The sequence below is a fragment of the Pandoraea communis genome (assembly GCF_902459745.1).
GTDB lineage: Bacteria > Pseudomonadota > Gammaproteobacteria > Burkholderiales > Burkholderiaceae > Pandoraea > Pandoraea communis.
Genome location: NZ_CABPSJ010000001.1, coordinates 1 through 25,209 on the forward strand (window position 1 = coordinate 1; position 25,209 = coordinate 25,209).

Annotated in this window: 25 protein-coding genes; 8 read left to right on the forward strand and 17 right to left on the reverse strand. The window is 60.7% G+C overall.

All coding sequences use genetic code 11. From position 1 onward, the window contains the following. A partial coding sequence (locus tag PCO31110_RS00005) for an ABC transporter permease (protein ID WP_174979253.1) occupies positions 1-554 on the reverse strand: 554 nt, incomplete at its 3' end. A 58-nt stretch (positions 555-612) separates the two neighbouring features. Next, the gene (locus PCO31110_RS00010) at positions 613-1,626 is read right to left on the reverse strand and encodes an ABC transporter substrate-binding protein (RefSeq protein WP_150689336.1); all 1,014 of its coding nucleotides are present in this window, start codon (positions 1,624-1,626) and stop codon (positions 613-615) included. Positions 1,627-2,106: 480 nt separating this feature from the next. On the opposite strand from PCO31110_RS00010, the gene PCO31110_RS00015 reads away from it, so the two are divergent. Both PCO31110_RS00015 and PCO31110_RS00020 read left to right on the forward strand, forming a co-directional pair. After that, on the forward strand, positions 2,107-3,444 hold the full coding sequence (locus tag PCO31110_RS00015; protein WP_150689875.1) for an NAD(P)/FAD-dependent oxidoreductase: 1,338 nt from the start codon (positions 2,107-2,109) through the stop codon (positions 3,442-3,444). Positions 3,445-3,506: 62 nt separating this feature from the next. After that, positions 3,507-3,866, forward strand: coding sequence for a cupin domain-containing protein (locus PCO31110_RS00020; protein ID WP_010805813.1), 360 nt, complete (start codon positions 3,507-3,509; stop codon positions 3,864-3,866). A gap of 31 nt (positions 3,867-3,897) precedes the next feature. On the opposite strand, the gene PCO31110_RS00025 is transcribed toward PCO31110_RS00020, so the two are convergent. The 12 genes from PCO31110_RS00025 to PCO31110_RS00080 form a co-directional block, all read right to left on the reverse strand. After that, complete coding sequence (locus tag PCO31110_RS00025; RefSeq protein ID WP_010805812.1) at positions 3,898-4,851, reverse strand: LysR family transcriptional regulator; 954 nt, start codon at positions 4,849-4,851, stop codon at positions 3,898-3,900. A gap of 304 nt (positions 4,852-5,155) precedes the next feature. Next, positions 5,156-6,064, reverse strand: a complete 909-nt coding sequence (locus PCO31110_RS00030; protein ID WP_150689337.1) for a LysR family transcriptional regulator — start codon at positions 6,062-6,064, stop codon at positions 5,156-5,158. Between the two features lie 102 nt (positions 6,065-6,166). Beyond that, entirely contained in the window at positions 6,167-6,940 is a 774-nt protein-coding gene (locus tag PCO31110_RS00035) for an SDR family oxidoreductase (RefSeq protein ID WP_010805810.1), read from the reverse strand. 270 nt (positions 6,941-7,210) lie between these two features. After that, complete coding sequence (locus PCO31110_RS00040; RefSeq protein WP_010805809.1) at positions 7,211-8,164, reverse strand: LysR family transcriptional regulator; 954 nt, start codon at positions 8,162-8,164, stop codon at positions 7,211-7,213. Between the two features lie 92 nt (positions 8,165-8,256). Then, a complete protein-coding gene (locus PCO31110_RS00045; protein ID WP_246189680.1) occupies positions 8,257-9,516 on the reverse strand; it encodes an FAD-dependent oxidoreductase in 1,260 nt (419 codons plus the stop codon). A gap of 8 nt (positions 9,517-9,524) precedes the next feature. Continuing rightward, positions 9,525-10,349: a shikimate dehydrogenase family protein gene (locus PCO31110_RS00050; protein WP_246189681.1), complete on the reverse strand. Its 825-nt coding sequence runs from the start codon at positions 10,347-10,349 to the stop codon at positions 9,525-9,527. An 80-nt stretch (positions 10,350-10,429) separates the two neighbouring features. Further along, a complete protein-coding gene (locus PCO31110_RS00055) occupies positions 10,430-11,563 on the reverse strand; it encodes a porin (RefSeq protein ID WP_150689338.1) in 1,134 nt (377 codons plus the stop codon). 47 nt (positions 11,564-11,610) lie between these two features. Beyond that, on the reverse strand, positions 11,611-12,981 hold the full coding sequence (locus PCO31110_RS00060; protein ID WP_010805805.1) for an MFS transporter: 1,371 nt from the start codon (positions 12,979-12,981) through the stop codon (positions 11,611-11,613). A gap of 212 nt (positions 12,982-13,193) precedes the next feature. Then, the gene (locus tag PCO31110_RS00065; protein WP_010805804.1) at positions 13,194-14,141 is read right to left on the reverse strand and encodes a LysR family transcriptional regulator; all 948 of its coding nucleotides are present in this window, start codon (positions 14,139-14,141) and stop codon (positions 13,194-13,196) included. A gap of 324 nt (positions 14,142-14,465) precedes the next feature. Continuing rightward, positions 14,466-15,236, reverse strand: coding sequence for a ferredoxin--NADP reductase (locus PCO31110_RS00070; RefSeq protein ID WP_010805803.1), 771 nt, complete (start codon positions 15,234-15,236; stop codon positions 14,466-14,468). 34 nt (positions 15,237-15,270) lie between these two features. Next, positions 15,271-15,603, reverse strand: a complete 333-nt coding sequence (locus tag PCO31110_RS00075) for a chorismate mutase (protein WP_010805802.1) — start codon at positions 15,601-15,603, stop codon at positions 15,271-15,273. 340 nt (positions 15,604-15,943) lie between these two features. Beyond that, positions 15,944-17,419 carry an FAD-binding oxidoreductase/lyase gene (locus PCO31110_RS00080; RefSeq protein ID WP_150689339.1) on the reverse strand — a complete coding sequence of 492 codons (1,476 nt, stop codon included), beginning with the start codon at positions 17,417-17,419 and terminating at the stop codon, positions 15,944-15,946. A gap of 238 nt (positions 17,420-17,657) precedes the next feature. On the opposite strand from PCO31110_RS00080, the gene PCO31110_RS00085 reads away from it, so the two are divergent. The 6 genes from PCO31110_RS00085 (at position 17,658) to PCO31110_RS00110 (ending at position 22,660) form a co-directional block, all read left to right on the forward strand. Continuing rightward, positions 17,658-17,981: a ferredoxin family protein gene (locus PCO31110_RS00085; RefSeq protein WP_010805800.1), complete on the forward strand. Its 324-nt coding sequence runs from the start codon at positions 17,658-17,660 to the stop codon at positions 17,979-17,981. 131 nt (positions 17,982-18,112) lie between these two features. Beyond that, positions 18,113-18,793 (forward strand): TauD/TfdA family dioxygenase, encoded by a 681-nt coding sequence (locus tag PCO31110_RS00090; RefSeq protein ID WP_010805799.1) that lies wholly within the window; start codon positions 18,113-18,115, stop codon positions 18,791-18,793. A 286-nt stretch (positions 18,794-19,079) separates the two neighbouring features. Then, complete coding sequence (locus PCO31110_RS00095) at positions 19,080-20,267, forward strand: NAD(P)/FAD-dependent oxidoreductase (RefSeq protein ID WP_010805798.1); 1,188 nt, start codon at positions 19,080-19,082, stop codon at positions 20,265-20,267. 16 nt (positions 20,268-20,283) lie between these two features. Continuing rightward, entirely contained in the window at positions 20,284-20,877 is a 594-nt protein-coding gene (locus PCO31110_RS00100) for a HutD/Ves family protein (protein ID WP_010805797.1), read from the forward strand. A gap of 103 nt (positions 20,878-20,980) precedes the next feature. Further along, positions 20,981-21,730, forward strand: coding sequence for an electron transfer flavoprotein subunit beta/FixA family protein (locus PCO31110_RS00105; protein WP_010805796.1), 750 nt, complete (start codon positions 20,981-20,983; stop codon positions 21,728-21,730). Continuing rightward, positions 21,731-22,660 carry an electron transfer flavoprotein subunit alpha/FixB family protein gene (locus PCO31110_RS00110; RefSeq protein ID WP_010805795.1) on the forward strand — a complete coding sequence of 310 codons (930 nt, stop codon included), beginning with the start codon at positions 21,731-21,733 and terminating at the stop codon, positions 22,658-22,660. A 162-nt stretch (positions 22,661-22,822) separates the two neighbouring features. Here PCO31110_RS00110 and hutG read toward each other — a convergent pair whose 3' ends face one another. The 3 genes from hutG to PCO31110_RS00125 all read right to left on the reverse strand — a co-directional run bounded on the left by hutG (position 22,823) and on the right by PCO31110_RS00125 (position 25,079). Further along, entirely contained in the window at positions 22,823-23,620 is a 798-nt protein-coding gene (gene hutG, locus PCO31110_RS00115) for an N-formylglutamate deformylase (RefSeq protein WP_150689340.1), read from the reverse strand. Positions 23,621-23,682: 62 nt separating this feature from the next. Then, positions 23,683-23,901, reverse strand: coding sequence for a hypothetical protein (locus PCO31110_RS00120; RefSeq protein WP_150689341.1), 219 nt, complete (start codon positions 23,899-23,901; stop codon positions 23,683-23,685). A 170-nt stretch (positions 23,902-24,071) separates the two neighbouring features. Then, positions 24,072-25,079: a LysR family transcriptional regulator gene (locus tag PCO31110_RS00125; RefSeq protein ID WP_036663574.1), complete on the reverse strand. Its 1,008-nt coding sequence runs from the start codon at positions 25,077-25,079 to the stop codon at positions 24,072-24,074. Between the last annotated feature and the right edge of the window lie 130 nt (positions 25,080-25,209).

A 25,209-nucleotide genomic window follows, 5' to 3' on the forward strand; every position in this document is an offset into this window, starting at 1 on the left:
CCCGAGAGAATCTGCGGCAGACTTGCGGGCAGAATGACCTCGCGCATCACCTGCGCGTTACTCGCGCCGAGGTTCTTCGCGGCGCGAATGAGCAACGGGTCGACATTGCGTGTGGCTTCGATCACATAGACCAGCGCCGGAGCGAACGTGCCCATGAACACGATGCTGTACTTCTGCGTCTCAGAGATACCGAACCACAGCAGCGAGAGCGGAATCCAGCTCATCGACGGCAGCGGGCGCAGGAACGACAGGATCGGATCGAAGGCCGCGCGGGCGTAGCTCGACGTGCCGAGCACGATGCCCAGGGGAATGGCCACGACCGTTGCAGCGATGAAGCCGGTCATCACGCGGCGCGTAGAGGCGAGCACATTGGCGAGCAGCGAGCCGTCGGCCAGCATCGAGACGATGCGTTCCCCGACAGCCGACGGCGGCGGCAAGAACAGGGGATCGACGATCCCCGAGCGGCAGGCCATCTCCCACGCGAGCAGGAACACGACCACGGACGCAAATCCCACGCCGAGCAACGTGGCGCGGGACGGTTGACGATGATTCACTATCAGACTCCTTTTGCGAACACCGGTACCCGTCGGGTGGGTACCGGCGCGCGACAGCTTACAGATACGACGTATTGACCCACTGACGCACGGCGGGCGCTTTATCGATCTGCTTGTACGTCACGAGCATTTCGGCAAGACGTTGCAGGCCGTCGACATAGTTACCCGGCGACTTGAGCAATTGAGTTTGCTGCTCGAGTGAGTACCACTCGGCGTCCTTGATGGCTTCAATCTGATCAAGCGCCGACATACCGGTCAGGGCGATCAGCGAGCGCGCTGCCTCCTCGGGCTTCGTTCGCAACATCTGACTGGCTTCGAAGTACGCGCTCAGATACTTGCGCACGGTGTCGACGTTCTTCTCGGCCCACGCGTTGCGCACGATCAGCACGTCGGGGCCCGGCGTTACGCCGTACTTCTTATGGAGCGAAAACTGTGTGTCGTCGGCGAACACCTTCATGCCAGACATGGCGCGGATGCGATTGAACTGCGGCGCCCAGACTGCGGCGGCGTCGATCTGGCCCGACTGAATCGCGCCAGGCAGCTCGGGCGCAGGGACATTCAGGAGGGTCACATCGTTCGACAGACCGGCGCTACCCAGCAGATCCAGCACCAGCAGGTGCGAGCTGGAGGCAAACGTCACCCCCACCTTCTTGCCCTTGAGATCCTGTATCGAACGCACGCTGTCGCGCACAAGTAGCCCTTCGACACGTGAGAAGCTATCCGGGATCGCCACGATGGAGAAGTGTTTGGAGCCGCGCGCCATCAGCGCGAGTGCCGACACGATGCCGGTGCAGGCGATGTCGATGCCACCTGAGAGCACGGCGCTCATGCGGGCAGATGACGTGCCGAACGATTGCCATTGCTGATTGATGCCGGCGGCCGCGAATGCACCGGTCTTCATGGCGAGATAGGCCGGATAGTGACCGAGCCACGCCGAGCCACCGTACTGAACCGTGATGGCGTCTGCGGCGCGGGCCGTGCCGGTCAGTGACAGACCGCCGACGGCGCTAACGGCGGACAGGGCTGACATGGTGGCGCTGGTGCGAAGGAACTGACGTCGTGAAAAGTTCATGCATTTCTCCTGGGAGGCTTCGTGAAACTCGCGTCGAACGTAGGGTGCGCCTCAGATTGGGGCTGCCCGCCTTGGCACGCCTCGTGCCGGAGGTGGTGCACCCCGGCAACGGCAGGCAGCCCAATTGTTGCGCCACAATGAATTTGCACTCGAATTTCCGGCGATTGTAGGGATGCGAGGAGAGGAAAAAAATAAGTGAAGTAAAACTAATACGGCTTATTAGGGGCTGTCGCCATGCTCCCCCCGGCATCCTTCCGTTCAGGGAATGGGTGGTTGGGGTGATTGGGGGGGTTGGCCCCGGCGAGCATTTGCCCGATGACCCGACGTAGTCGTTCAGAAACTGAAATCTTCAGTATTAGATCGTCTTATCCGGATTCATGTTTGGTCCCTCGAGTGGCATCTTTGTCATTTCTTATTCCCATGGACATCTTCTGTCGATGGGACAAGCTCGATCGACAGATCAATGAGTTGAGGAATCCGATGGGACCTGAAGTACAAAACGTTGCGCTGGACCCTGTCTTGCCGGAAAAGGTGGACGTCGTCGTCGTCGGTGGAGGAATTGTCGGCCTCTGTACCGCGCTGCATCTGTCCGAAAAGGGGTTGAGTGTTGCTGTCTGCGAGAAGGGACGTATTGCCGGAGAGCAGTCGAGTCGAAATTGGGGATGGGTTCGCGTCATGCGCCGCGACCTCCGCGAACTCCGCCTGAGCATCGAAAGCTCGAAAATGTGGAGACAGTTCGACCAGATGTTAGGTGGGAACACCGGCTATCAGCAATGTGGGTTGCTGTATATGACGTCGGATGAAAAGACGCTGGACACCTATGTGAGCTGGCTCAGACGCGCGAAAGATCTGGTGGGCGACGCACTTCACACGGAGTTGGTCGGCACCGAACAGATCGCCCGGCTGTTGCCACAGTCGGCAGTGCGATTCAAGGGCGGTTTGTATACGCCGACTGACGGCCGTGCCGAACCTCAGCAAGCGGCGCCCGCCGTTGCCGCTGCCCTACGTGCGCGAGGGGTCAGCGTGGTGGCGCCTTGCGCAGTTCGGGGCGTTGAGACGAGCGCTGGAGCGGTGAGCGGCGTTGTGACGGAATGGGGTGAAATCAAGTGTAAAGGCGTCGTGATTGCAGGCGGCGCCTGGTCGCGGCTGTTATGCCGCAGCCTGGGCGTTGAGCTTCCTCAGCTTCTGGCCAAAGGCTCGGTTCTACGGACCACCGCCGTCAAGGACGGTCCGGCAATAGGGGCGAGCAACAAGCACTTCGCGTTCCGGAAAAGAGCCGACGGCGGGTACACGATCGCGAGCGGTTTCCGGACGTATGCCGACCTTACCCCGGACGCATTTCGCTTGTTCTTCAAGTACATAGAAGCATTGAAAAGTCAGGGCTCGGCCTTGCGCCTGAGTGTGGGTTCGCGATTCTTCTCGGAACTCATGCGCCCCAGCCACTGGCCGTTGGACAAGAAATCGCCCTTCGAAGATGTGCGCGAGCTGGATCCGTCTCCGGTCTTGCAAAGTACGGAATACGCGCTGCGCGGATTTCTCGAGGCATTTCCGCAGCTTCGCGGCATCCAGGTTGCGCAACGCTGGGCCGGGTACATGGACGTTACCCCCGATGCCATTCCGGTCATATCCGGCGTCGCCTCGCATCCCGGCTTGTACGTGTCGACCGGTTATTCGGGGCACGGGTTCGGGATCGCGCCGGCAGCCGGCCGATTGATGGCTGACATCGTCTGCAACGACGACCCAATCGTCGACGCCAGAGACTTTCGTCTGGAGAGATTCAGTGACGGGTCTCCCACTATCGTGGACGCGGGATTCTAACGGCGGGCCGTCATCGACGGGTACCGCAATTCGACAGCATTCTTTTTGACCAGGAATTCACTATGAAGAAAAATCAATTTCTCCATGCCCTTCGCTTTGCGAACGGTACCGCGGCGTTCGGCGAAGACTGGGGAGGCGCCCCCGTCCTTGGTGATCCCAAAGCATTCGTTGTCAACCGATACGAGTCTCAGGACAAACAGTACCAAGTCGGTACCTGGGAGTCGTCAGTGGGCACATGGGCGCTCGACTACAGCGATTGGGAATATTGCTTTGTCCTTGAAGGACGTTTTTATATCCAGCCCGAGGGCGGCGAGCGCGTGGAGTTTAGCGCGGGAGACACCTTCGTGCTCGAGCCCGGATTTAAAGGGACGCTAGAAGTCGTGGAGCGTACACGGAAGTGGTACGTGTTCCACAACCGTTAATCCGGAACCCCTTGCGACGCGCCCACCAAGGTTAATTGAATAGTTCGAGCGGCAGAGCCGGCATCGCTTTGCGAAGCGTCGGCTCGACTTCATTGCGCAGTGTCCGGATGGCACAGTCGGCGAGTAATTTTGCGATGTCGTCCCATTCCCCGTTGCGCCTCAGCAGGAAAAAATGGCGCTTTGCCAGAGGACTTTCGGGTAATGGCGCCAGCGCAACGTTGGGCAGGTGGTGGCGCGCCTGAAGCAAACAGAGTGGCGTTGTCAACGCGCAGCCGCGGCCGGAGGCAACCAGACTAAGCAATGGGTCCGTCGCGTCGAACTCATACATGGGGGGGGCGTCAATTCCGATATGGCGGATGAATCGTTCCGCTTGCTGCGCAGTCATTTGACGCCGGGAGTAACGAATCAAAGGAATGCTGCGCGCAACTTCGACAAATGGCGCACCCGCATGTGACAGCGGAACGACGGCGATGAATCTCTCGGAGAAAAGCAGTTGCTGAGTGACACGTTCGGGGTCGACTGTCGACTCGGTACAAATGGCGAGATCCAGCTCGCGATTTACCAACTGCTCACTGACCATCGGCGTCAGGCCGGACCACATTCGAAGATTCTCTGCCGTACCCACCAGTTGTTCTACCAGGGCCGGCCCGATCGTTGCGGCGAACGAGTCGACACAGCCTATGCGCAACAGCGACAAGCTCGTTTTGGTGGCCGCGCGAACACTGAGGGCAACGTCCCGGGCATGAGCGAGCAATGGACGCGCCCTGTCGAGCAGAACGCGGCCAGCGGCGTTAGGTCTCAACGGCCGCATCTGCCGGTCGAATAAAACATCGCCGTGCTCGCGCTCAAGTACCTTGATACATTGACTAATCGCACTCTGCGATATGCCGAGTACACGAGCGGCTTCAGTCATCGAGGCGGTTTCGCAGACGGTGACAAACACCTGCAATGCGCGAAGGTCGATCGGCGGTGCGATGGAATTCATGAAGGCGCATCTCCAATCAAACAAAAAACGCCATGTAGGGGAAGCACAAAGCTCATTGCGGCCTAAGCGCGCAGCAAGAATCTTCAGCGTACTTGCTGCGGCATTATAGCGTTGGCGGGAAACGATCCTTGATCGTTGCGACGTCGCCCTGATTCCAATGGCACCTGGCCTTGGCATCCGGGGGCCGCGGCGTTGAAAACCCGGCTTCGCGCCGGCTAACCGGGCTTGCCTGCCAAGATGGCGACGATCGATCGGAAGGGTCAGCGACAATACCGGCCGTTTCAGGCATCGTCAAACACCGGGTTTACGTGTCCAGATGTTTGCGCATCAGGTCTTCGAACCAATCCAGAAAGACGGTCAATCGCCGCGAACGCTGGCGGCGGTGCGGGTACAGCAGCGAGATGGGCATCGGCGCTGCACGGTACGCCGGCATCACCTCGACCAGTTCGCCGGCATCGAGCAGGTACTGCACGTCGAAGCGGGGGATCTGGATGAGTCCCAGGCCGGCGCGGCAACACGCGATATATCCCTCGGCGTTGTTCGTCACGACCTGGCTGGGCACATCGAGCAAGCGCTCGACACCATCGACGCCCAATGACGCCCAAGGCAACGCTTGCCCCGTCGTGGGCGAAGCGTAACCCACCATCCAATGCCCCGACAGCAGATCGTCCGGTCGCTCAGGTGTCCCCTGTTCCTTGAGATAGTCGGGACTCGCGCAGTTGATCAATGTGATCGCCCCCAGCGAGCGCACGACCAGACTGCTGTCCTGCAACGTGCCGACACGTACCGCGCAATCCACGCCCTCCTGTACGAGATCGACCGTGCGGTCGCTTGATCGCAATATCAGGCGTAGCCGTGGATGGCGGCGTAGCAGCGCCGGCAGCGCCGGTACGATCAGCCGGCGTGCGATGCGGCTGGGTACATCGATCTGAAGCTGGCCGGACACTTGACGCTGACTGGCATGGAACAGCAGGTCGATCTCTTCCACGTCCGCCAGCAGCGCACGTACGCGATCGAGCAGCAGCGCCCCGTCGCCGGTCAGTCGCACCTGACGCGTGGTTCGGTGCAGCAAACGCGTGCCGACCTGAGCCTCCAACTGCTGAATGGCCGCTGACACGGACGCGCGAGGCACGTCCAGCGCGTGTGCGGCCTTGATGAAGCTTCCCATCTCCGCGACCTGCGCGAAGATTCGGTACTGGTCGAATCTGTCCATGGGCGTCTTTTGCACCGCGCCTGTCGGGCGACCGGCACTCTCCTTCGGCTTGATCCAGAGAAGCCGTCATTGTCGCCCATGACGAAGAGCCGCCAATACGTTTTACTTGGTCGTGTATCCGCCGTTGATCAAGATGGTCTGGCCAGTAATCCACCAGCCGTCGCTGACAAGATGACGAATAAACGGCACGACGTCCTCGATGTCGGTAAGACCTGTTTTGCTGAACGGCGACAACGCAGCCGCCGTCTTGTGATACGCCACCGCATCGGCCCCTTCTGCGGGGTAGAAGAACGGCGTATCCATGGGCCCCGGCCCGACCGCCGTGACTGAAATGCCACGTGCGCCGAACTCCTTGGCTGCCGCGCGGGTGAAGTGCTCCACCGGCGCCTTGGTGCCGGCGTACGACGCGTAGAACGGCGTGAACGCGCCCAGCAGCGACGTCACCAGGGTGAGCACCTTGCCGTTATCGTTGACGTGCCTGCCGGCCTCGCGCAGAAAGAAAAAGGCGGTCTTCGAATTGACTGCGCTCATTTCGTCATATTCAGCTTCGCTGATCTCGACGAAAGGCTTTTTCAGTACTTTGCCCACGGTGTTGATCGCGATATCCGGGCGCCCGATGGCGTCGATCGTATCGGCGAAGAGCTTTTCGACGGCCCCTGCGGTACTCAGATCAGCTTGAAAGGCCACCGCTTTGGCCCCCAAAGCTTCGATGGCGGCCACGGTGGCATCGGCGTGCGCCTTACTCGGGGCACTGTTGTAATGGATGGCAATGGCCTTGGCACCCTGCTGCGCCAAATCGCGAGCGATCAACCCGCCCAGGTTTTTGGCGCCGCCCGCGATCAGAACGGTCTTGCCCTTGATGGAATGGTCTGCCACGGAAATCTCCCTGCCTGAACGATGGAGCTTCCAATGTAGACGCGCCACGCTGTCGCATAAATACCCGGAATCTGGATAGAGAATCCAGGAAATCGTGCTAATCGATTCCCCCGCCCTGCCTTAGCCGTGCGATGACTCCCTCGGACTGCGCTGCGACGCTGAACATCGCGCGAAGGCTCTCGACGTGCAGGACATCAAGACCAAGATTGCGACAACGGTCGTTGGCTGAACGGTATGCGCATCTGGCGCGCTAGCCGGCCTCGTGCTGACTCATTCACGCGGCGCAATGGCCGTGGGCACATCGGAGGTAATGCCGCAGCCAGCCGGCCCGGCCAACCCCAAGCTACGAAGTTCGTCTTGAATATGATCGATCAGCACCATCAGCAGCCGGCGCTGCCGCTGTGAACGAGCAAATTGGGCTCGAAACCAGAACTCGGGTAACGCGAAGTTCTCCAGTACTTGAACGAGCGTCCCGCTGTCGATCGCCTCCTGAGCGACATAGTTCGGCAGGATACCGATGCCCAGGCCGTCGACCACCGCCTGGTACATCACCTTGATGTCGTTGGTCTGAAACGTACTGTTGACGTGCACGTCCACTTGCCCGCGAATGCCCTTGAGCGTCCACGTGACGCCGGGACTCAGATATGAGTATTGCAGGCAGCGATGATTCGCGAGGTCCTCGGCCTGTAACGGTGTGCCCTTCTGCGCCAGGTATGAGGGCGATGCGAAGAGCATTCGCTGAATCGGGAAAAGGGCGATTTCCTCGATTTGATCATAGGATGGCGGCAACCCGGTGATGACGAGATCGAACCCCTCGGTGACCGGATTGACTGGCCGGTCGATCAGCAGCAACTCCAGAATCACTTTGGGATGCTGGACCAGGAAGCGGTTGATGATCTTCGAAAAGTGCAGGTAGGTCAGTGCCGAAGGCGCCTTCACACGCAGCCGGCCGGACAACTCGGCAACGTCGTTAGAGATGTCTCCCATCATGCGATCGTGAGCCTGGACGAGGTCGCGCGCGTGGGATAGCACGGCCTTGCCGGTCGCTGTCAACTCGACTCGCCGCGTGGTGCGCACGAACAGTTGCCGGCCGATCTGCGCCTCGAGTTGACTCACGCGCTTGGTGATCACCGACGGCACCACCTGAAGGTGCTTTGCCGCCGCCGAGAAGCCTCCCGTCTCGGCCACTACCAGGAACGCACGAGCCTGGTCGATCGCATCCATTGTCATCCTCGCAGACCCGGCCGTCAGGTCGGGCATTATCCGGTCGCCGAATCGAGCGACCGAAGGGCCGCTAGCCGCCTAGCGGCCAGACGTCAGACGATGGCGTTCTGTTCGAGCAGCGCGTGACGCAGCGCAGCACTCGACACCAGCTTGCTTCCGGCCACGCTCAGCGCCGCCGATACCCCCGCCGCATGCCCGGTGGCGAACGCCGTGCCCATCACCCGGATCGAGCCGTACGCTTGACGATCGCTACCGATCGCGCGGCCGGCCAGTCGCAGATTGGTCACACCCTTCGGCAGCAGCGCCTGATGCGGAATATCGAAAAAGCCTTCGCCGCCAATGGGTGAATACTTGATCTTCCCTGGACTGGCATGCACTTCCATCGGCCAGCACCCTCGTCCAATGCCGTCTGGCGAGCGCAACCCCTCAACGGCATCCGTCACGCTGACATCGCGCACGGATTTCGGATGACGCGTCTCGCGAATGCCCAGTTGCGGTCCGGTCGTCACGATATACGCCCGCTCGAAGCCTGGCTGCTGGCGCAGCACGTCGAGATACGACCAGGCCAGCTCGCGCGCGGCAGTTTCGGCACGCCCCACGTCGTCGCCCGACAGGCCGCCAGTCTGCAAATCGACGGCCATCCACAATACGTCGCCCGATAACGGCAGGTCAAGCATGATGCCGCCATCGGCACGCGGAATCGGATATGGGGCCGCGCGATTGTACTGCTCGATGCTCTGGCGAAGCAGCGCACGATCGATCCGGGTGGCTTTTGCCACGCCACCGATGCGCACCGGCAAGGTCGCAGGTTGCAGTGGCGCGTCGCCGGCTGCGCCGGTCTGCAGGTCGACGCCGGAGAAAGCCGACAGGCTTGCCTCACCGCTGGCGTCAACGAAGGCACCTGCCTCGATCTCATGCATTCCTTCGTGATCGGCCACGACCACCGACGCAATAGTGTCACCGGCACGCTTAACATCCACCAGACGGCTATGCAGCTTGAGCTCGACCGCGGCAGACAGCAGCAGGCGGTCGAAAGCGAACTTGGTCGCTTCCGCGTCCAGCGAGATGATCCAGTTTCCGGTCCTGGTGAACACCGGGGTCGTGTCGATGCCCAGGCTGCGCATTTCGCGCAACACGTCCTCGCCGACGCCAGCCACCTGCTGCACCGGCGCCTGCCCCTGCCCATAGAAGCCGCAGTACGCGAGCACCTGTGCGTTGGTCGCCGCACCACCGAGAAAACCGTAGCGCTCGACCAGCGCAGTGCGAGCACCGGTACGTGCCGCGCCCACTGCTGCCGCCGCGCCGGCAGCCCCTCCGCCGACGACCACCACGTCGTACTGAGTTTTCGTCATCGCCGCCATCATTTGCCTTGTTCCGCGCTAATGTCGGCGGCGTCCGAAGTCATCACGTTCATGAACGCCCCCATCAGCGGCATTTGCGCGTGCGCCATCTCCGCGCCCGTCTGTATCTTGCAGCCACGTTGCACCGCCAGCGCTAGCCACTGGGTCAGTTCTGGCGAAGTCACCACATCGGCGACCAACGCGCCCGGTGCATTTGCCTCGATGACCCACGCGGGCAGCGGCAGCGACATATCGTCAGCCATCCCCGCAGGCGTGGCGTTCACGAGCAGATCGGCGTGCACGTCGACAAGTGCCTTCGGCGGCCCCCCTGTGCCGACGTCGACCCACGGGAAGTCATCCAGCAGCCGTGCCGCGAGCGATTCGGCGCGAGCGTCGTCACGATCCAGCACGATCAAGCGGGCGATACCCGCCTCGCACAGGGCGTGAGCAATGGCGCTGCCAGCGCCTCCGGCGCCGGCGATCATCGCAGTGCGCCCCCGCGCTGCGAAACCATGGCGCTGCGCAGCACGCAGGAAACCCAGTCCGTCGGTCATATCGCCGACCAGCCGACCGTCCGGCTCACGCCGAACGACATTGATCGCGCCCAGTGCTGCCGCGCGATCACTCAGACAATCGACACGCCCGGCGAGCTGCTGCTTGTAGGGCACGGTCACGACGCAACCGGCAAGGTTCTCCCAGCCGCGCAGCAACGCAACAAAACCGTCCAGCGCGGCGGGTAGCACGTTCATGGGAATCATGGCGATGTCGGCACCGACACATGCGAAATGCGCATTGAAGTTCGCGGGCGACTTCACTTGCGCCACCGGCGATCCGACGATTGCCACCAATCTAGTATGTCCAGTGATCAAACCAACCTCTTGCATGAGCTAAAAGGAAAAACCTGTCGCCGCGTTGCCGGGCAACGTCAGAACGAATGCCGGATGCCTATACGCGTGGCCAGTTGCGTCTGGGTGCTTGACGCACTCAGGGTCGCAATATTGGCGACGGCTTCCCCGCCCAGCGAGCTTTCGCCCGAGGCGTGCTGCCAGGCCACAATCGCGTACAGGTAGGTGAGTTTGGAGAGGTTGTACTGAGCGCCAAAGTTCACCTGGCTGTAATGCGCCTTCGGCGCCTTGGTGTAGTCGTAGCCGACACCGGCATCAACTGATGGCGAGAACTGGTAGGTGTAGCTGACCTCGACGTTCGAGAACTGCGCACTGCCCCTGTTCGGCGTGGAAGCGGTATGCACCATGTCGTCGAAGAGCGTGAGCGAATACTGGGCGCCAACGGTCGAAGCGCCGAACGAATACAGCCCCCCCACTGACGTCACCTGCAGACGGTTGGCCGAGATATAGCCGTTGAAGATGGGGTTCGTGATCGGATTGGCATAGCCGGCGCCTGCCACCGGCGCCGCACCGCCGTACAACGACACGGCCGGATTGCGCAGATTCAGATATGTCGCCCCAAACCTGAGGTTGCTGCCGGCATAGCCGGCGCCGAATTCATAGGCGCTGTTACGCGATCCGTCACCGGCCACGCCCCCGAGACTGACCATTGTCGCCGCCGAGAACCCTCCGAAGCTGGGGGTCACGTACTTGATGTCATTGTCGAGTTCGTAAGTGCCCCACAGGTTGTCGACGTCGCCCGCGTGCGTGGCTAGCGCACCGGCAAAGCGCAATGCGCCGGTCAGGCCCTGCGCATAGTCGATGGCCAGGTCGTACTGCCGGCCGACCGTCACCGTACCAAACGGGCCGGTGATGCCGACGTCAGCATAGCGTCCGAATTCGCGATTGCCGAGGTAAGTCCCGCTGATCGAACTGATCGCCCCTTCGAGATTGAAGATCGCCGCGTAGCCGTCGCCAAGATCTTCGCGCCCCTTGAGGCCCCACTTGCTGGCGCCCCGCGACCCACTGTTCTCTTGCCAACTCGCCGCACCGCTCTGGTTGTTCGTATACGTGATGCCGGTGTCGAGCGTGCCGTAAAGGGTAACCGCGCTTTGCGCAAGCACCGGCAGACTGGCACAGGCGAGCAGGGACGCAACGACGAATCGCTTTTGCATAGAAGTCTCCTTAATGTTGTAGTTTTGGGTACTGCGTGTTTCCACTGTCAACGGGCAGCGATGCCCGAATCGTTCGACGGCGCAGGCGCGCTCGCCTCGGCGTGCGTGACGGGCATCCGCAGGCCGGCGACGCAGATGGCTGCGACCAGCGCGGGGATCGACACCACCGTGAAGATCGTGCCGATGCTCCAGCCGCCGCCTAGCAGCAAGCCGCCCAGCAGCGAGCCCGCGATCGATCCCAGGCGACCAATGCCGGACGCCCATGCCACCCCTGTCGCGCGCATGGTGGTCGGATAGCACAACGTCGCCAGGCCATTGACACCGACCTGCGAGCCGCTGATGCAGAAGCCCCCGAGAAAGATTGCCAACGCGAGCACGACCGGCAAATCGACCAGGTGACTGATCGAGAAGATCACCGCGGCGGCGACGGTGTAAGCGCATGCCAGCACGACCTGCGGCATGGCGCGGTCCATCACGCGACCGAGCACCACGGCACCGCACGTGCCGCCGATCGACCACGTCGCCATCAGCAGCGACGCCGCACGTACCGAACCGCCGGCATTGGCGACGATCGTCGGCAACCAGCTGGAAAACAGATACAGGACAAGCAGCCCCGCGAAGAAGGTGATCCACAGCAGCACGGTGGCTTTCAGATGTGCGGCCGTGAGCAGGTCGCGCACGGGAGAGCGGCGTGTGACGACTTCCGCGGCAAACAATTGCGAAGCGTCTACCGTCGAGCCAGACGACATGCGCGCGACCATCTTCTGTAGTTGCGCCTTGCGCGCGTTCCCACGCAATCCCACGAAGCGGATCGATTCCGGCAACAGGACGTATAGCAACGGCCACAGCACCAGCGGCGTAACGCCGCCGAACACCAGCATTGCCCGCCAACCGGCATGGCCGATCAAGAACGACGCCACCAAGCCGCCGAAAGCCGAACCCAACGACAAGCCGCAGAACATCATCGTGACCAGCGAGAGCCGACGCTTCCTGGGAGAAAACTCGGCGGTCAGGGTCACGGCATTGGGCGCTGCCCCGCCCAGCCCGATGCCGCTGAGCAGGCGCAGCACCGTCAGGTCCGTCACGTCATGGGCCGACAGCGTCAGCAGGGTCGCGACGCCGAACACGAACACCGAGCACAGAATGACCGGCCGACGGCCGAAGCGATCCGCCATGGGTCCGAAGAGCAACGCCCCCAGGGTCAGGCCGATCAGGCCCGAAACGAAGATCGGCGACAGTTGCGCGGCCGTGAGATGCCACTCATGCCGGACCGACGGCGCGACATAGGCCGCCAGCCCCAAGTCGATGCCGTCGATGGCGACGATGAGAAAACACAGGAAGATAGTACGGATCTGAAAGCCTGAGAGCGGTACCGAATCGATGAAGTCCTGAATCTCCATGGGGCGGGGTGCCGTCATGGTGTCTCCTTTAATTATTTGTTGTACGCCTGGCGACGCTTGTTCGATGTTGGAGTGTAGCCACGACGATATCGGCAGAGAACGCATCGCCGGAGAAAACGACGATTTGCGATTCGCGAATGATGACTGTGCGTTTCAATAGACAACCCGGCGCTTACGCGCGCAGTGCCGAGCCCACGTGAACCATGACGCGTGTGTCATGGTGTCGTTGGTCATGAAGTCAAACGTTCAGTCTGGGGGGCGAGGTCGTTACCCAGCAGCGGATCGCCGAACCAGCAATCCACCAGTTGGCGAAACTTCAGCTCGAAGGTCATCGTCAGCGGGGTGCTGACGGCATCGCGCCGTCGCGAAATCACGAGTGGCGCCGCCATCGGCGGTGCAATTGGCAGCGTATGCAGACCACGCATGCCAGCCGACCTGGCGGTCAGGCCATCAACAATTGCCACCGCCGATTGTTGCTCGATCACACTGCACGCTGTCGCGCCGTTTCGCACGAGCACTGTCGGATCCGGTTCGAGCCCGCCAAGCCCGAACCAGCGCCGCACCGCCATGTCGCCGTACGAGCCCGGCAAATAGGAAACCAAGGCATGTCCTGCGAGATCCTTGGGGCCAACCCACAGCTTCTCGCTGAGTGCCGGCAGGTTTCTGAACACCGCAACCAATGGCACGTCGCCCATCGGATATACGCCGAAATCGTCATCCGGGAGGCCAAACAAGGTCACCGCGAGATCTGCCCGCCCTTGCTCAACGTAGGTGGCGAGCATTTCCTTTGGCAGACACTCGAACGTCAGTTGCGCCGCGGGAAATCGACGGCAAATGTCGGCGATAACGATGGGAATCAGTTCGATACCGGATTCCCGCGTCGAGACGATGCGCAATCGGCCTGCGGTCGTGCCACGAAGCGATTCTGCAAACGCGTTCAGGGAGTTGACCCATTGGCTGATCGGCTTGGCGTGTTCGTGAAGCGACAGTGCTGCCTGCGTCGGCCGAATGCCGCGGGGAGTGCGATGAAACAGACTGATACCGAGCCGGTATTCCAACAACGATATCGTTTTACTGACATTCGGGGTCGAAACGTGCAATTGCTGAGCAGCCGCCGTAAATCCACCATGGCGCATGACTGCATCAAATATCTCGATCTGCCGCATATTGATCTGCATGTTGGCCCTCATATCGAAGCATGTTGAGAATGCTGTCGGCGTCGCGTTGTTTTCTGTGAGTTTCGTTTTCACAACAGCGACATCGGGACTTCGCGGCACCAACTCTAATCCAAGAAATGAGCGCAAAAAACGTGCAACCGGGAAATCGATTTTTTCTCCGGCGAGAATAATTTCGGAATATTACAGATCGACATTCCCCGGACGATGCTTCCCCTCGGGAGAGGGACTGTTCGTCCGGAAGCGGGAGAAATGATGGCTTCCGGCGCGGGACGGCGCACCGCACCGGGCCGTTCTGCACGGGCGGCGCAGAGCCCGGCGCCCGTGTTAGCCGGCGAAAGCCTTTTCCACTACGTAATGACCCGGCGCGCTATTGTTACCCTCCTTGAAGCCCAGATCGTCGAGCAGATAACGGGTATCACGCAGCATCTCGGGACTGCCGCACAGCATCACGCGGTCGGCGTCCGGCGAGAAACTCGGCACGCCAAGGTCGCTGAAGAGCTTCCCGGTCTTGATCAGTTCCGTAATGCGGCCCCGATTCTTGAAAGTCTCACGTGTCACACTAGGGAAGTACAGCAGCTTCTCCCTGACGACCTCGCCCAAATGCTCGTGTGCGGGCAAATGATCCGTGATGAATTCCCTGTAAGCCAATTCGTCGACGAAGCGGCACGTATGCGTAAGCACGATGCGCTCGTACCGGTCGTAGGTCTGCGGATCCTTGATGATCGAAATGAAGGGTGCGAGACCGGTGCCCGTGGAAATCAGCCACAAGGTCCTGGCGGGCAAAAGACTGTCGGCCACCAGCGTACCGACGGGCCTTTTGCCGATCAACACCTGGTCGCCGACCCTCAGATGCTTCAAGCGCGACGTCAGCGGACCGTCCTTCACCTTGATGCTGAGGAACTCCAGACAGGCTTCGTAATGCGCACTCACAAGACTGTAGGCGCGGATCAGCGGTTTTCCGTCGACTTCGAGGCCCACCATGGTGAACTGCCCGCTCTCGAAGCGGAATGCCGGATCGCGCGTACACGTAAAGCTGAATAATGTGCTTGTCCAGTGATGCACGCTCAGGACCGTTTGTGAGGTCAGATTGGACATGGGCGTTCGATCATCATGCGAGCGGTGGGGTAGATCATTGCGTGCCGCCGCTTATATCCACACGTTGCGCGGCCACGACTTCCTGTTCCAACTGACATGCGCCGACATGGATCGCCTGGTAAATGGCTTCGACCATGCCTGCGTCAATCCCGTGGCTTGTCGCGGCAGCACGGAGCCTTGCCTTGATCTGCTGGAATCTGGCATCCGCCAGGACTGGCGCGCGAAGTCTGGCCTTCACTTTCGCCACTTCCCGTACATGCACGAACCGTTCTGCCAGCAATGCAATGATCCTGTCGTCGAGCACATCGATTGCATCTCGCAGAGGTTTAAGTTCGACATCCAGTCCGTGGTTCGATTGCGTGGTCATGTAGTAACTTCCATCCTTTGTAAATCGGCTTTCCCGTTTTCCAGTAAATCCCGGCCCTGATCGACGAGCGCATCGGAAACAAAGCCCCTGCCGCGGGACACGAGGTGGATCGTGGTTGCAGAGGTCGAACGCCGCGCGTTCAGGTACGTTCCAAAGGTCGTCGGAGCATCTTACGGTGCACCTCGCTCGCGACACACGATCTGAAGTGGAAAATCACTTTTCCTGAAACGCGAATAGTGGTGGGACGGGCACTATCCCGCGCCTTTCGCCGCGAGCGTTGGCTTCGAGTACAGCACCTGTCGAGAAAGCGCCGTGCGCGCAACCGAGGCCGCCCACGAGATCAGGCGAAGCTCGCGTCGTAATGAAGATGAACTCTCTCGACCAGATCGGAACGTCCTATGGCCGCCTGCGGCCAGCCCCCCGAGGCTACGTCGTGACACGCAAACGCGCACGCGAGACTGATCTCCAGCAAGGGATTGACGCCATCGGTGCGCTTCCAGACAGTTGTCAGCGCGTCGGCCCACGCCAAGGTTCCGGCTTCGGGGTCTGATCCGAATGCAAAATCGAAGAGGCCTGACGTATTGATTTCCTTCAAATTCCGGCCCCCCATCGCGCTTTCGGCAGGACCGCTGTTTCGGGAATCAACAGTCACCGCCTCCCATTCAATGGCGCGCGTTGCGGCGGCTCGGCGCGCAACCGCGTCATTGACGAGTGCTGCGCCAACGATACAGTTGACCAGCGCTACCCCCGGAAATCGGACCTTGTGTCCGCACCAGTAGCCGGTGCCGGCGGCATCGCCGACGGCAAACAGGTTGCGCATGCCCGCGACCGTGAAGCCGTCATGTGTCTCGATCCCCATGTGGCTGTAGTGATGCGACACACGACCCAGCTTCTCTGTCTGATCGGGGAACACAATCCGCACCACCCCGCCATGCCGGATAAATCGCTTCGATATCTCGGCAAACTGATAGTGCGCCTGATGTTGTGCCAGCAGATGTGTGGTTTCCTCGTCGAGGACATCGAAGTGTCCGCTCGCACTGCGAAGATAAATCGTGGCCTGATCGAGCACGTCGGTCTCGAAGCATCCGACGCGTGCAGCACCGGCGCGATCGCAGTTTCCCAGGATGTGGAACATCGTGAGGTCAAGGTCCGTGAGCGAAAGGCCGGCCTCCCAAGCAAGTTCATGCGGACTGTGCCGGATCTCGACGTTCGTCGATTGAAACAGGGCGCCCCCCGGATTCCCCCCGGCCAGGACATAGGTATCGGCACGCAGCAGGTTTCGCCCAATGGAACCATCCGGCTGTTTCGTCTGCACCGTGACATGCTCGATGATATCTGCCTGGCGGGACAGTCGCGTCACGGTCCCTTGCACCGTGCGTACGCCGAGTCCCTTCGCAAGCTCGGAAAGCCATTGCATCAACGCGAATCCGCGGGCGTTCCCCCATTCATTCGGCCGTCCCAGCTGCGGCCCGAACCACGTGGGTTCGTCATCGAAGTCGAGCGGCGGCAGGTCAATGCCATGATCGGCAGGGTTAAGCGACAGCCATCGTGACAGTTCCGAGACAGACAATAGGGCGAAGCGCTTCATGGCATCTGTCACGACACCGCCGTTTCGGTCTGCAAACAATTTCTCGAGTTGCTCTACCCGATCACCCGTCTGATGGGCAACGCGATTCCGAAACCGTTGGCCAGCCACTCGCGTATTGCTTGGCCTGGCATCGGTGACCAGAACAACCTCCTCGTCCAGGTCTGACATCTTCAGATTGATGGATAGCGCTATCCCAGCCAAACCGCCGCCAATAATGCATACCGACATGTCGACCTCTCCTGAAGCGTGGATTTTCAGTGCATTCCGGCGCGAAACACGAACCGTCGAACGCAATGCGTGCAGGGCGGAGTATCGAGGGGAGAATCACGGTCGGCAACCAGTTAACCGATAGTCAACGGCAAAGCAAATATGTTCGCTTGATAGACAACATCGGATAGCTAAACTTCTTCCCATTGCCAATCCGGTTTTTTCATTCCCCGACACACTCACTTTCCGGAGAAAGTCAATGACGCACGTGGTCACGGAGGCATGTATCAAATGCCGTTATGCGGACTGTGTGGCAGCTTGCCCGGTCGAGTGTTTTCATGAAGGTCCGAACTTCATGTGTATCGATCCCCGATCCTGCATCGACTGCGGCGTATGTGTCAGCGTGTGCCCCGTCGACGCAATCCGGCAGGCCGACAGCCTGGCCGAACACGAGAGAGTTTTCCTAACGATCAATGCTGAATTGGCGCAATCCTGGCCGGTCGCCTCACACCCCATCGAGGCGTTGCCCGAGGCCTCCGCCTGGCGAGCCAGCACCGGCAAGCTGCCATTTCTTGAGCGCTGACCGAACATCGTGCCGCAACGATGTCGAGACGCAAGCGTGTCTCGTACCAGAGTATTTGTGTGTCACAACACTTCGCAACCCGTGCATCGAGAAGACGAAGCCAGTCGCCCAACTCCTGAGAGAAATCGATCATGACGCAACAGCACGATCCTTACAACGCATTGCCCGCGCGGGGATATGCCGTGTTTAATGGCGTTCGCAATCGGGCCGAATATCTGAACCTTATTCAACGTCTTGGCCGCCCTACCCCTCAATACGACGGGAATATCATGTTCGACGTTGCCAGGGACGACTCAAGAATGCAGACGTACTACTCCAAAGGATCGGCCTCCATAGGGCCACATACCGACGGGCACGATCTGGAGGCGCCGCCGAAATACCTTTTCCTTTACTGTATCCGGGCGTCCCAGAATAATGACGGCGCTACTGAAGTGTCCGATTTTCGTCAGATTCATGACAACGTCGATACCGACGTCCGTCAGTTGCTGGAGACTCGCCCCTACGTGTTCAAGTCAAAGCCGAAACATCAGGAGGAGGCCACGCGCGAGGTCATGCCCATCCAATGCCCCATATACGACGCCGCACGTTCAATCTATCGATACAGCACCAACTACATCTCCCGGCAGAGCGACGACGCCCACACGAAAAAACTCGTCGCTGACATTGCGACCCGCCATGCGCAATCGAAAACATCCATCCTTCTGAAGCCTGGGGACGTTCTCGTCGTAGCCAATCACCATATGTTGCACTCGCGGACCGAATTCTCCGACCCAAATCGCCTCTTGGTTCGTGCGTGGGCGTCGGTGGATTGAGCGATCTTGGGGCAGGGTCAATCGCCTGCGGAATTTCCTCGAATGAGCCTTTTCCTGACGCGGCACAACCTCACACCCGCGCTTGATCTCAACGGTATTGGCGTTACCGCACGCCACCACGAGCGATTGGACCGGGCATTCTGTTCGGAATCCCGGGCCATTCCAGGGGTAACTTAGCCGACAGTTCTACTAAAAATCGCCCGCACTTATATTGAAGGTATGTCTTTTCGGCTGTACGAGACTTCGACTATCCATTCGTAAACCTCGCATTCGGAAAGGCAGAACCGTGAATACATACGATGTCGTTGTCATCGGCGCTGGCGTGATCGGTAGCTCAGTGGCATTTCACCTCGCCAAGTTCGGCGCAAAAAACGTGCTCGTGCTCGATCGCGGCACCATTGGCGCCGGCACGACGTCTCAGTCCTCGGGAATTCTGCGCACGCATTACTCCGTCAAGGAGAACGTCGAGCTTGCGCGTCACTCCTGGCAAGTCTTCAACAACTTCGCCGAGTATCTCGGCGACGACGAAGCCTCGTGCGGCATGGTCAAGTGCGGCTACATGATCGTCGCGCCTGAAGGTGACAAGCTCGAACCGCTGCGCGCCTCACTCGACCAACAGCGCGAACAAGGCATCCCGCTGGAGACCCTGTCTCAGGCTCAGGCACGCGAACTGCTACCCATCGCACAGTTCGACGACGCCGCACTGATCGGCTACGAGCCGGAAGCCGGTTTTGCCGACGCCTATCTTGTGGCGACCAGCTTCGCCCGTGCAGCACGCCGCGGCGGCGTGACAATTCGCGAGAATGCCGAGGTCAATCGCGTGCTGATCGAGAACGGCAAGGTCGTTGGCGTTTCCACGTCGATCGGCGACTTCAAGACGTCGATGGTCATCAGCGCGCAGAACATCTGGACGCCGGAACTCGCCGGCTGGACCGGACGCGAACTGCCGGTGACACCGGAGCGCCACGCGGTGCTCGCGCTCGAATGCGACGTCGCCAAGTACACCTTCTCGATGCCGGTGTTCAAGGATCTGGCGTCGCCGGGCATGCTCTACTGCCGTAGCTACGGTGGCAGTCAGATGCTCGTGAGCGAGGGTGTCGTGGGCGAAAGCCTTGCCGCCGCTCAGGTCGAACAGGGCGACATCCCGATGGACTATGTCGTCGAAGTGGGCGCCCAGGTCGCAGAGCGTTTCCCGGCCTACGAAGCGTCGGGCATTGCGTCGTCGTGGACCGGCGTCTATGACGTCACGCCGGACTGGAATCCGGTACTGGGCAAACTCCCGGGAATCGAGGGACTTGTCGTCGGTTACGGCTTCTCGGGCCACGGCTTTAAGCTCTCGCCGACGGTTGGCCGCATCCTCGCGCAGGAAGCGCTCGGCATGCCGACCGACGTGTCGCTTGCGCCGTACTCGATCGAACGCTTCCACACCGGCAAGCTGCTGACCGGCAAGTACGGCCTCGGCGCGGTGTCCTGATCGGATAGCGCACGCCATGATCGCGTCGCACAACGTCATCGCGCTCGATCGGGTGAGCGCGGAACCCTGGAAGAATGGCGGGGGGGTGACCCGGACACTCGCCGCGCACGACGGCTTGCGTTGCCAGTGGCGGGTGAGCCTTGCCGAGATTACCCAGGATGGTCCCTATTCGCGTTTTGACGGTGTAGTCCGTCATTCGTTGATCGTCGCGGGTCGTGGCATCGTGCTTCGCAATGGCAGCGATACGGTCGTGCTCGCCCCCGGTGCGCCCGCGCAGTATGACGGCGAGCCGGTATGGGAAGCCTCGCTCGTCGACGGCGCTTGCCAGGCCTTGAATGTCATGGTCGATCGCACCCGTTGGCTGGCGCGCGTCGAGACATTGGCCCCCGAAACCCTTGCCGAGTTTGTGCCGCGCATCGGTAGCGTCCTGGTCGTGTTCTCCGGCGACGGCAAATGCGAGATTCGTCGCGCAGGCGAGCGTTGCATGATGCCTCCCCGTACGTTCGTAACGCTCGACGCCGATGCATCGCCCCTCACATGCACGGTGACGTCGAGCGCGCTTGAAGACGCCATGCCGTGTGCGGTGGTCGTGATCGAGCCATTAGCTTGAGCGGTGAAACGCCAGGCCACGCCGACGAACCGCAAAATCCCCATGAATTCGGAAACGGCGCTGTGGCGCCGTCCGTGGAAGACTTTGTAATGAGGAATCTCTGATGAAAATAATTACGGCAGTCAAGCGCGTGGTTGACTACAACGTCAAAGTCCGCGTGAAGTCCGACCAGAGCGGGGTCGATATCGGCAACGTGAAGATGTCGATGAACCCGTTTGACGAGATCGCCGTGGAAGCGGCCACGCGTCTGAAGGAAGCTAACGTGGCGACCGAAGTCGTCGCGGTGTCTTGCGGTACGGCGCAGAGCCAGGAGACGCTACGCACCGCGCTGGCGATCGGTGCTGATCGCGCGGTGCTGGTCGACACCGATGCTGAGCTGCAACCGCTCGCGGTCGCCAAGTTGCTCAAGGCCGTCGTCGAGAAAGAACAGCCGCAACTCGTGATTCTCGGCAAACAGGCCATTGATGACGATGCGGGGCAGACCGGGCAATTGCTCGCCGCCCTGCTCGATTGGCCACAGGCCACGTTCGCCAGCGATATCCAGATCGAAGGCGGCTGGGCGACGGTTACGCGTGAGGTCGACGGTGGTCTGGAAGTTATCTCGCTGAAGTTGCCGGCGATCATCACGACGGATTTACGTCTGAATGAGCCACGCTATGTGACGTTGCCCAACATCATGAAGGCAAAGAAGAAGCCGCTCGACGTGGTGACGGCTGACGCGCTGGGTGTCGATCCGTCGCCTCGACTGAAGACGTTGCGCGTTGAAGAACCGGCGGGGCGAAAAGCCGGGGTGATGGTGCCCGATGTGGCGACGTTGATCGATAAACTGCAGAACGAAGCGAAGGTGATCTGAATGACAACGCTGGTAATAGCTGAACACGACAACACGCAACTCAAGGGCGCGACGCTGCATACCGTCGGCGCTGCGCGCAAGATCGGCGGGCCGGTGCATGTACTCGTCGCGGGCTTGGACACACAGGCTGTGACCGACGCGGTGGCACGCATCGAGGGTGTCGAGAAGGTGCTGGTCGCCGATGCGCCGCAGCTCGCCGAAGGCTTGGCCGAAAACGTGGCCGCGCAGGTGATCGCATTGGCGAGGGGGTATTCGCACATCTTGTTTTCCGCCACGGCGGCAGGCAAGAATGTGGCGCCGCGTGTGGCCGCGAAGCTCGATGCTTCGCAGATTTCCGAGATCGTTGCGGTCGAGGCACCGGACACGTTCAAACGTCCTATTTATGCAGGCAATGCGATGGCGACAGTGCAGTCGTCCGACGCCGTGATCGTGGCGACGGTGCGAACGACGGCTTTCGATGCCGCTCGCCCGGAGGGGGGGACGGCCACGATCGAGACGGTGGTGGCAGTACCTGACGCGGGTACCTCGCGTTTTGTGAAGCGCGAGGTGGTAAAAAGCGACCGTCCGGAACTGACAGCGGCACGCGTTGTGGTGTCGGGGGGGCGTGGGCTGGGTAGTGCGGAGAACTTCGCGATACTTGATCCGCTGGCGGAAAAACTTGGTGCGGCGATTGGTGCGTCACGCGCTGCGGTGGATTCTGGGTTTGCGCCGAATGATTATCAGGTGGGTCAGACAGGCAAGATCGTCGCACCGGAGTTGTACATCGCCGTGGGCATTTCGGGCGCAATACAACATCTGGCGGGGATGAAAGACTCCAAGGTGATCGTGGCCGTGAACAAAGATGCCGACGCACCGATTTTCAGCGTGGCCGACTACGGGCTTGTCGGCGATCTGTTTGAGGTCGTGCCGGCGCTGACGCAGTCGGTGTGAGGTTCATCGGGATGCGATGCCAACAAAAACGCCGAGGCTAGCGCGTCGGCGTTAATGAGATGGCCCCTCACCCTGTACGCGGTAACGCGGCAGGGTGTATTTCATTTGAAGAGGCCATCATGCGGAACGTGGCGCTCAAGGGAAGCACCCGGACACGACCGCTCACACCGCCTTGAGCGCATCCAACGCAGCCTGCATCATGCGTTCGACCACCGGACGCACGCCGTCCGCGAGGTCGGGACGATAGGCGAACGGTGAGCTTTCGTTCATATACGTCGACTGGCACATCTCCAGTTGAATCGCATGCACGCCCTGCTCCGGCCGGCCAAAGCTGCGCGTGATGTAGCCCCCCTTGAAGCGGCCATTGGCCACCCAGGTGTAAGGCTGCTCGCCCAACGTCGCGGTCACCGCATCGAGCACTCTCGCGTCGCAGCTCGCGCCGGAATTGGTCCCCAGGTTCAGGTCCGGCAACTTGCCCTCGAACAGGCGCGGCAGCACACTTGCAATCGAGTGCGCCTCCCACAGCAATACCGATCCAAATTCCGACTTCAGCCGCGCGATCTCTGCTTCCAGTTTTGCGTGATACGGCTGCCAATACGTCTGGAGTCGCATGGCTTGTTCGGCAGTGTCCGGTTCCGAGCCATTTCGGTAGAGCGGCTCACCACGGAACGTCTCCATCGGGTACAGGCCAGTCGTCGTCTGGCCCGGATAAAGACTCTCCCCCGTCGACGGACGGTTCAGATCGACGACATAGCGCGAGTATTTCGCGCCGAGTACCGACGCGCCCATGCGTTGGGCGAAATCGTACAGACGGTCGAGGTGCCAATCGGTGTCGGCCACCTCCAGCGCGTGCGGCTGCAACTGCGCGGCGATCGCAGCAGGAATTTCAGTGCCGAGGTGAGGTATCGAAATCAGCAGCGGCACGGTGCCCTGCTGGAAGTGGAATACGGATTCAGACATGATTTCAGCCATCCGGTAAAGTTTGCGATCTACGTTGATAACAGTCGTTACGCCACGCTCAGTCAAGCGACGATACACGTGGCTCGGGAGACGATGGCGAGGTCGAGCCGTACCTGCCCGCCGCATCGTGTCTTGCGCAATGCGCCGGTCGTTTGATCTGACGCGTGATGTCGACCTTGAGCGCCCCCCTTGTACTTGAGCGTCTCGTCGAAGTGCAATGAGCCGAAGCCGCGCTCCGAGCTGAAGGTGCCATAAAGCTCAACCGCAATGTCACACCACATGGCCGCCTTGTAGGCATTGATCCACGCTGACTCCACATTGAAACCAAGGGAAACCCTGAAGCAATGGGCGATTCAGGGATTGGTGTGCGATGGCGTCAAGCGTAAGCCGCACAAAAAAAGAGGCGCCTTACTTAAGGCGCGCTTATGTTCTAGGTCGGGCTTCGGTTATATCAGTCGCTCGCCAGTCCGAACGAGAACACATGGTCTGGGTTGAGCGAAAGCGCCTGCGCGATATCCTTCGCCACCTGCTTCTCATAGGCGCGGCATAGCAAGTCGTGCATTTCATTCGGCATGTTGCCGAGTTCGTTCTCGCGGGAACTTAGATAGAACGTGCGCGACAACGGCTCGTACGGACGGCCGTGGCGCGAGAAGTCCGACAGCGGCACTACCCGGAGTTCGGGCACGAAATGGCGCGACTGCCAAATGCACAGCGGCGTGGTGATTGCAAAGCCAAGACCCGCTGCTACGAGACTCAGCATCGGGTCAGTGGCGTCGAACTCGCACGTCCGCTCGATGTTGTCGGTGTGGGCCATCAGATAGGCGTCGACATGCTGCCCGATCACCGAGCGTGCGCTGTAGCGAATGAAGCGCAGATGGCGGCTGAGTTCGGTCAGCGAGGTGAAACGATCGAGCGCTGCCTCCTTGGGCAGCACCACATAGTAGGGCTCGGAGAACAGTTTCTGTCGACGCACGCCGGGCGTGCTGCTCACCCCCGTCGTGGTGACGGCCATGTCGAGTTGGCGCGCGTCGAGCAAGGCGTCGAGCGTCGGCGTGATGCCGGACCAAAGCCTGATCTGCTGCGACGTTCCGGTGAGCGCCTTGATGATGATGGGCCCCACGGTGGCAGCGAATGAATCGACGGCGCCAAGTCGCACGACGACCCGTTTGGCGCGCGTGACATTACGCACGCTTTCCACCATCTGGTCGGCGCTTTGCAAGATGGCGGTCGCATGTTCGAAGAGGCGCTGCCCCGCAGCGTTAGGACGCGCCGGACGTGTCGAGCGGTCAAGCAACACCGTATCGAGCATCGACTCGATGGCCTTCACGCGCTGCGACACGCCTGCCTGCGAAATGCGCAGGCGCTTGGCGGCGTCGGAGATAGACCCGGCTTCGACAACGGCCACCCAACTTTCGAGCAACTCCCAGTCAGGGTACCGTCCACTGACCACATCATTCATAGCCGTATAAATTGCATGCGAGAGCGACGACTTTAGCATAGCGAGTCACATGCACAAGGAAGCGACTCAAATTGTTGGGATAACGCGGTTGCCGAGTCGTTCTTCAGCAGTTTGAAAAAGTAGAGCATGC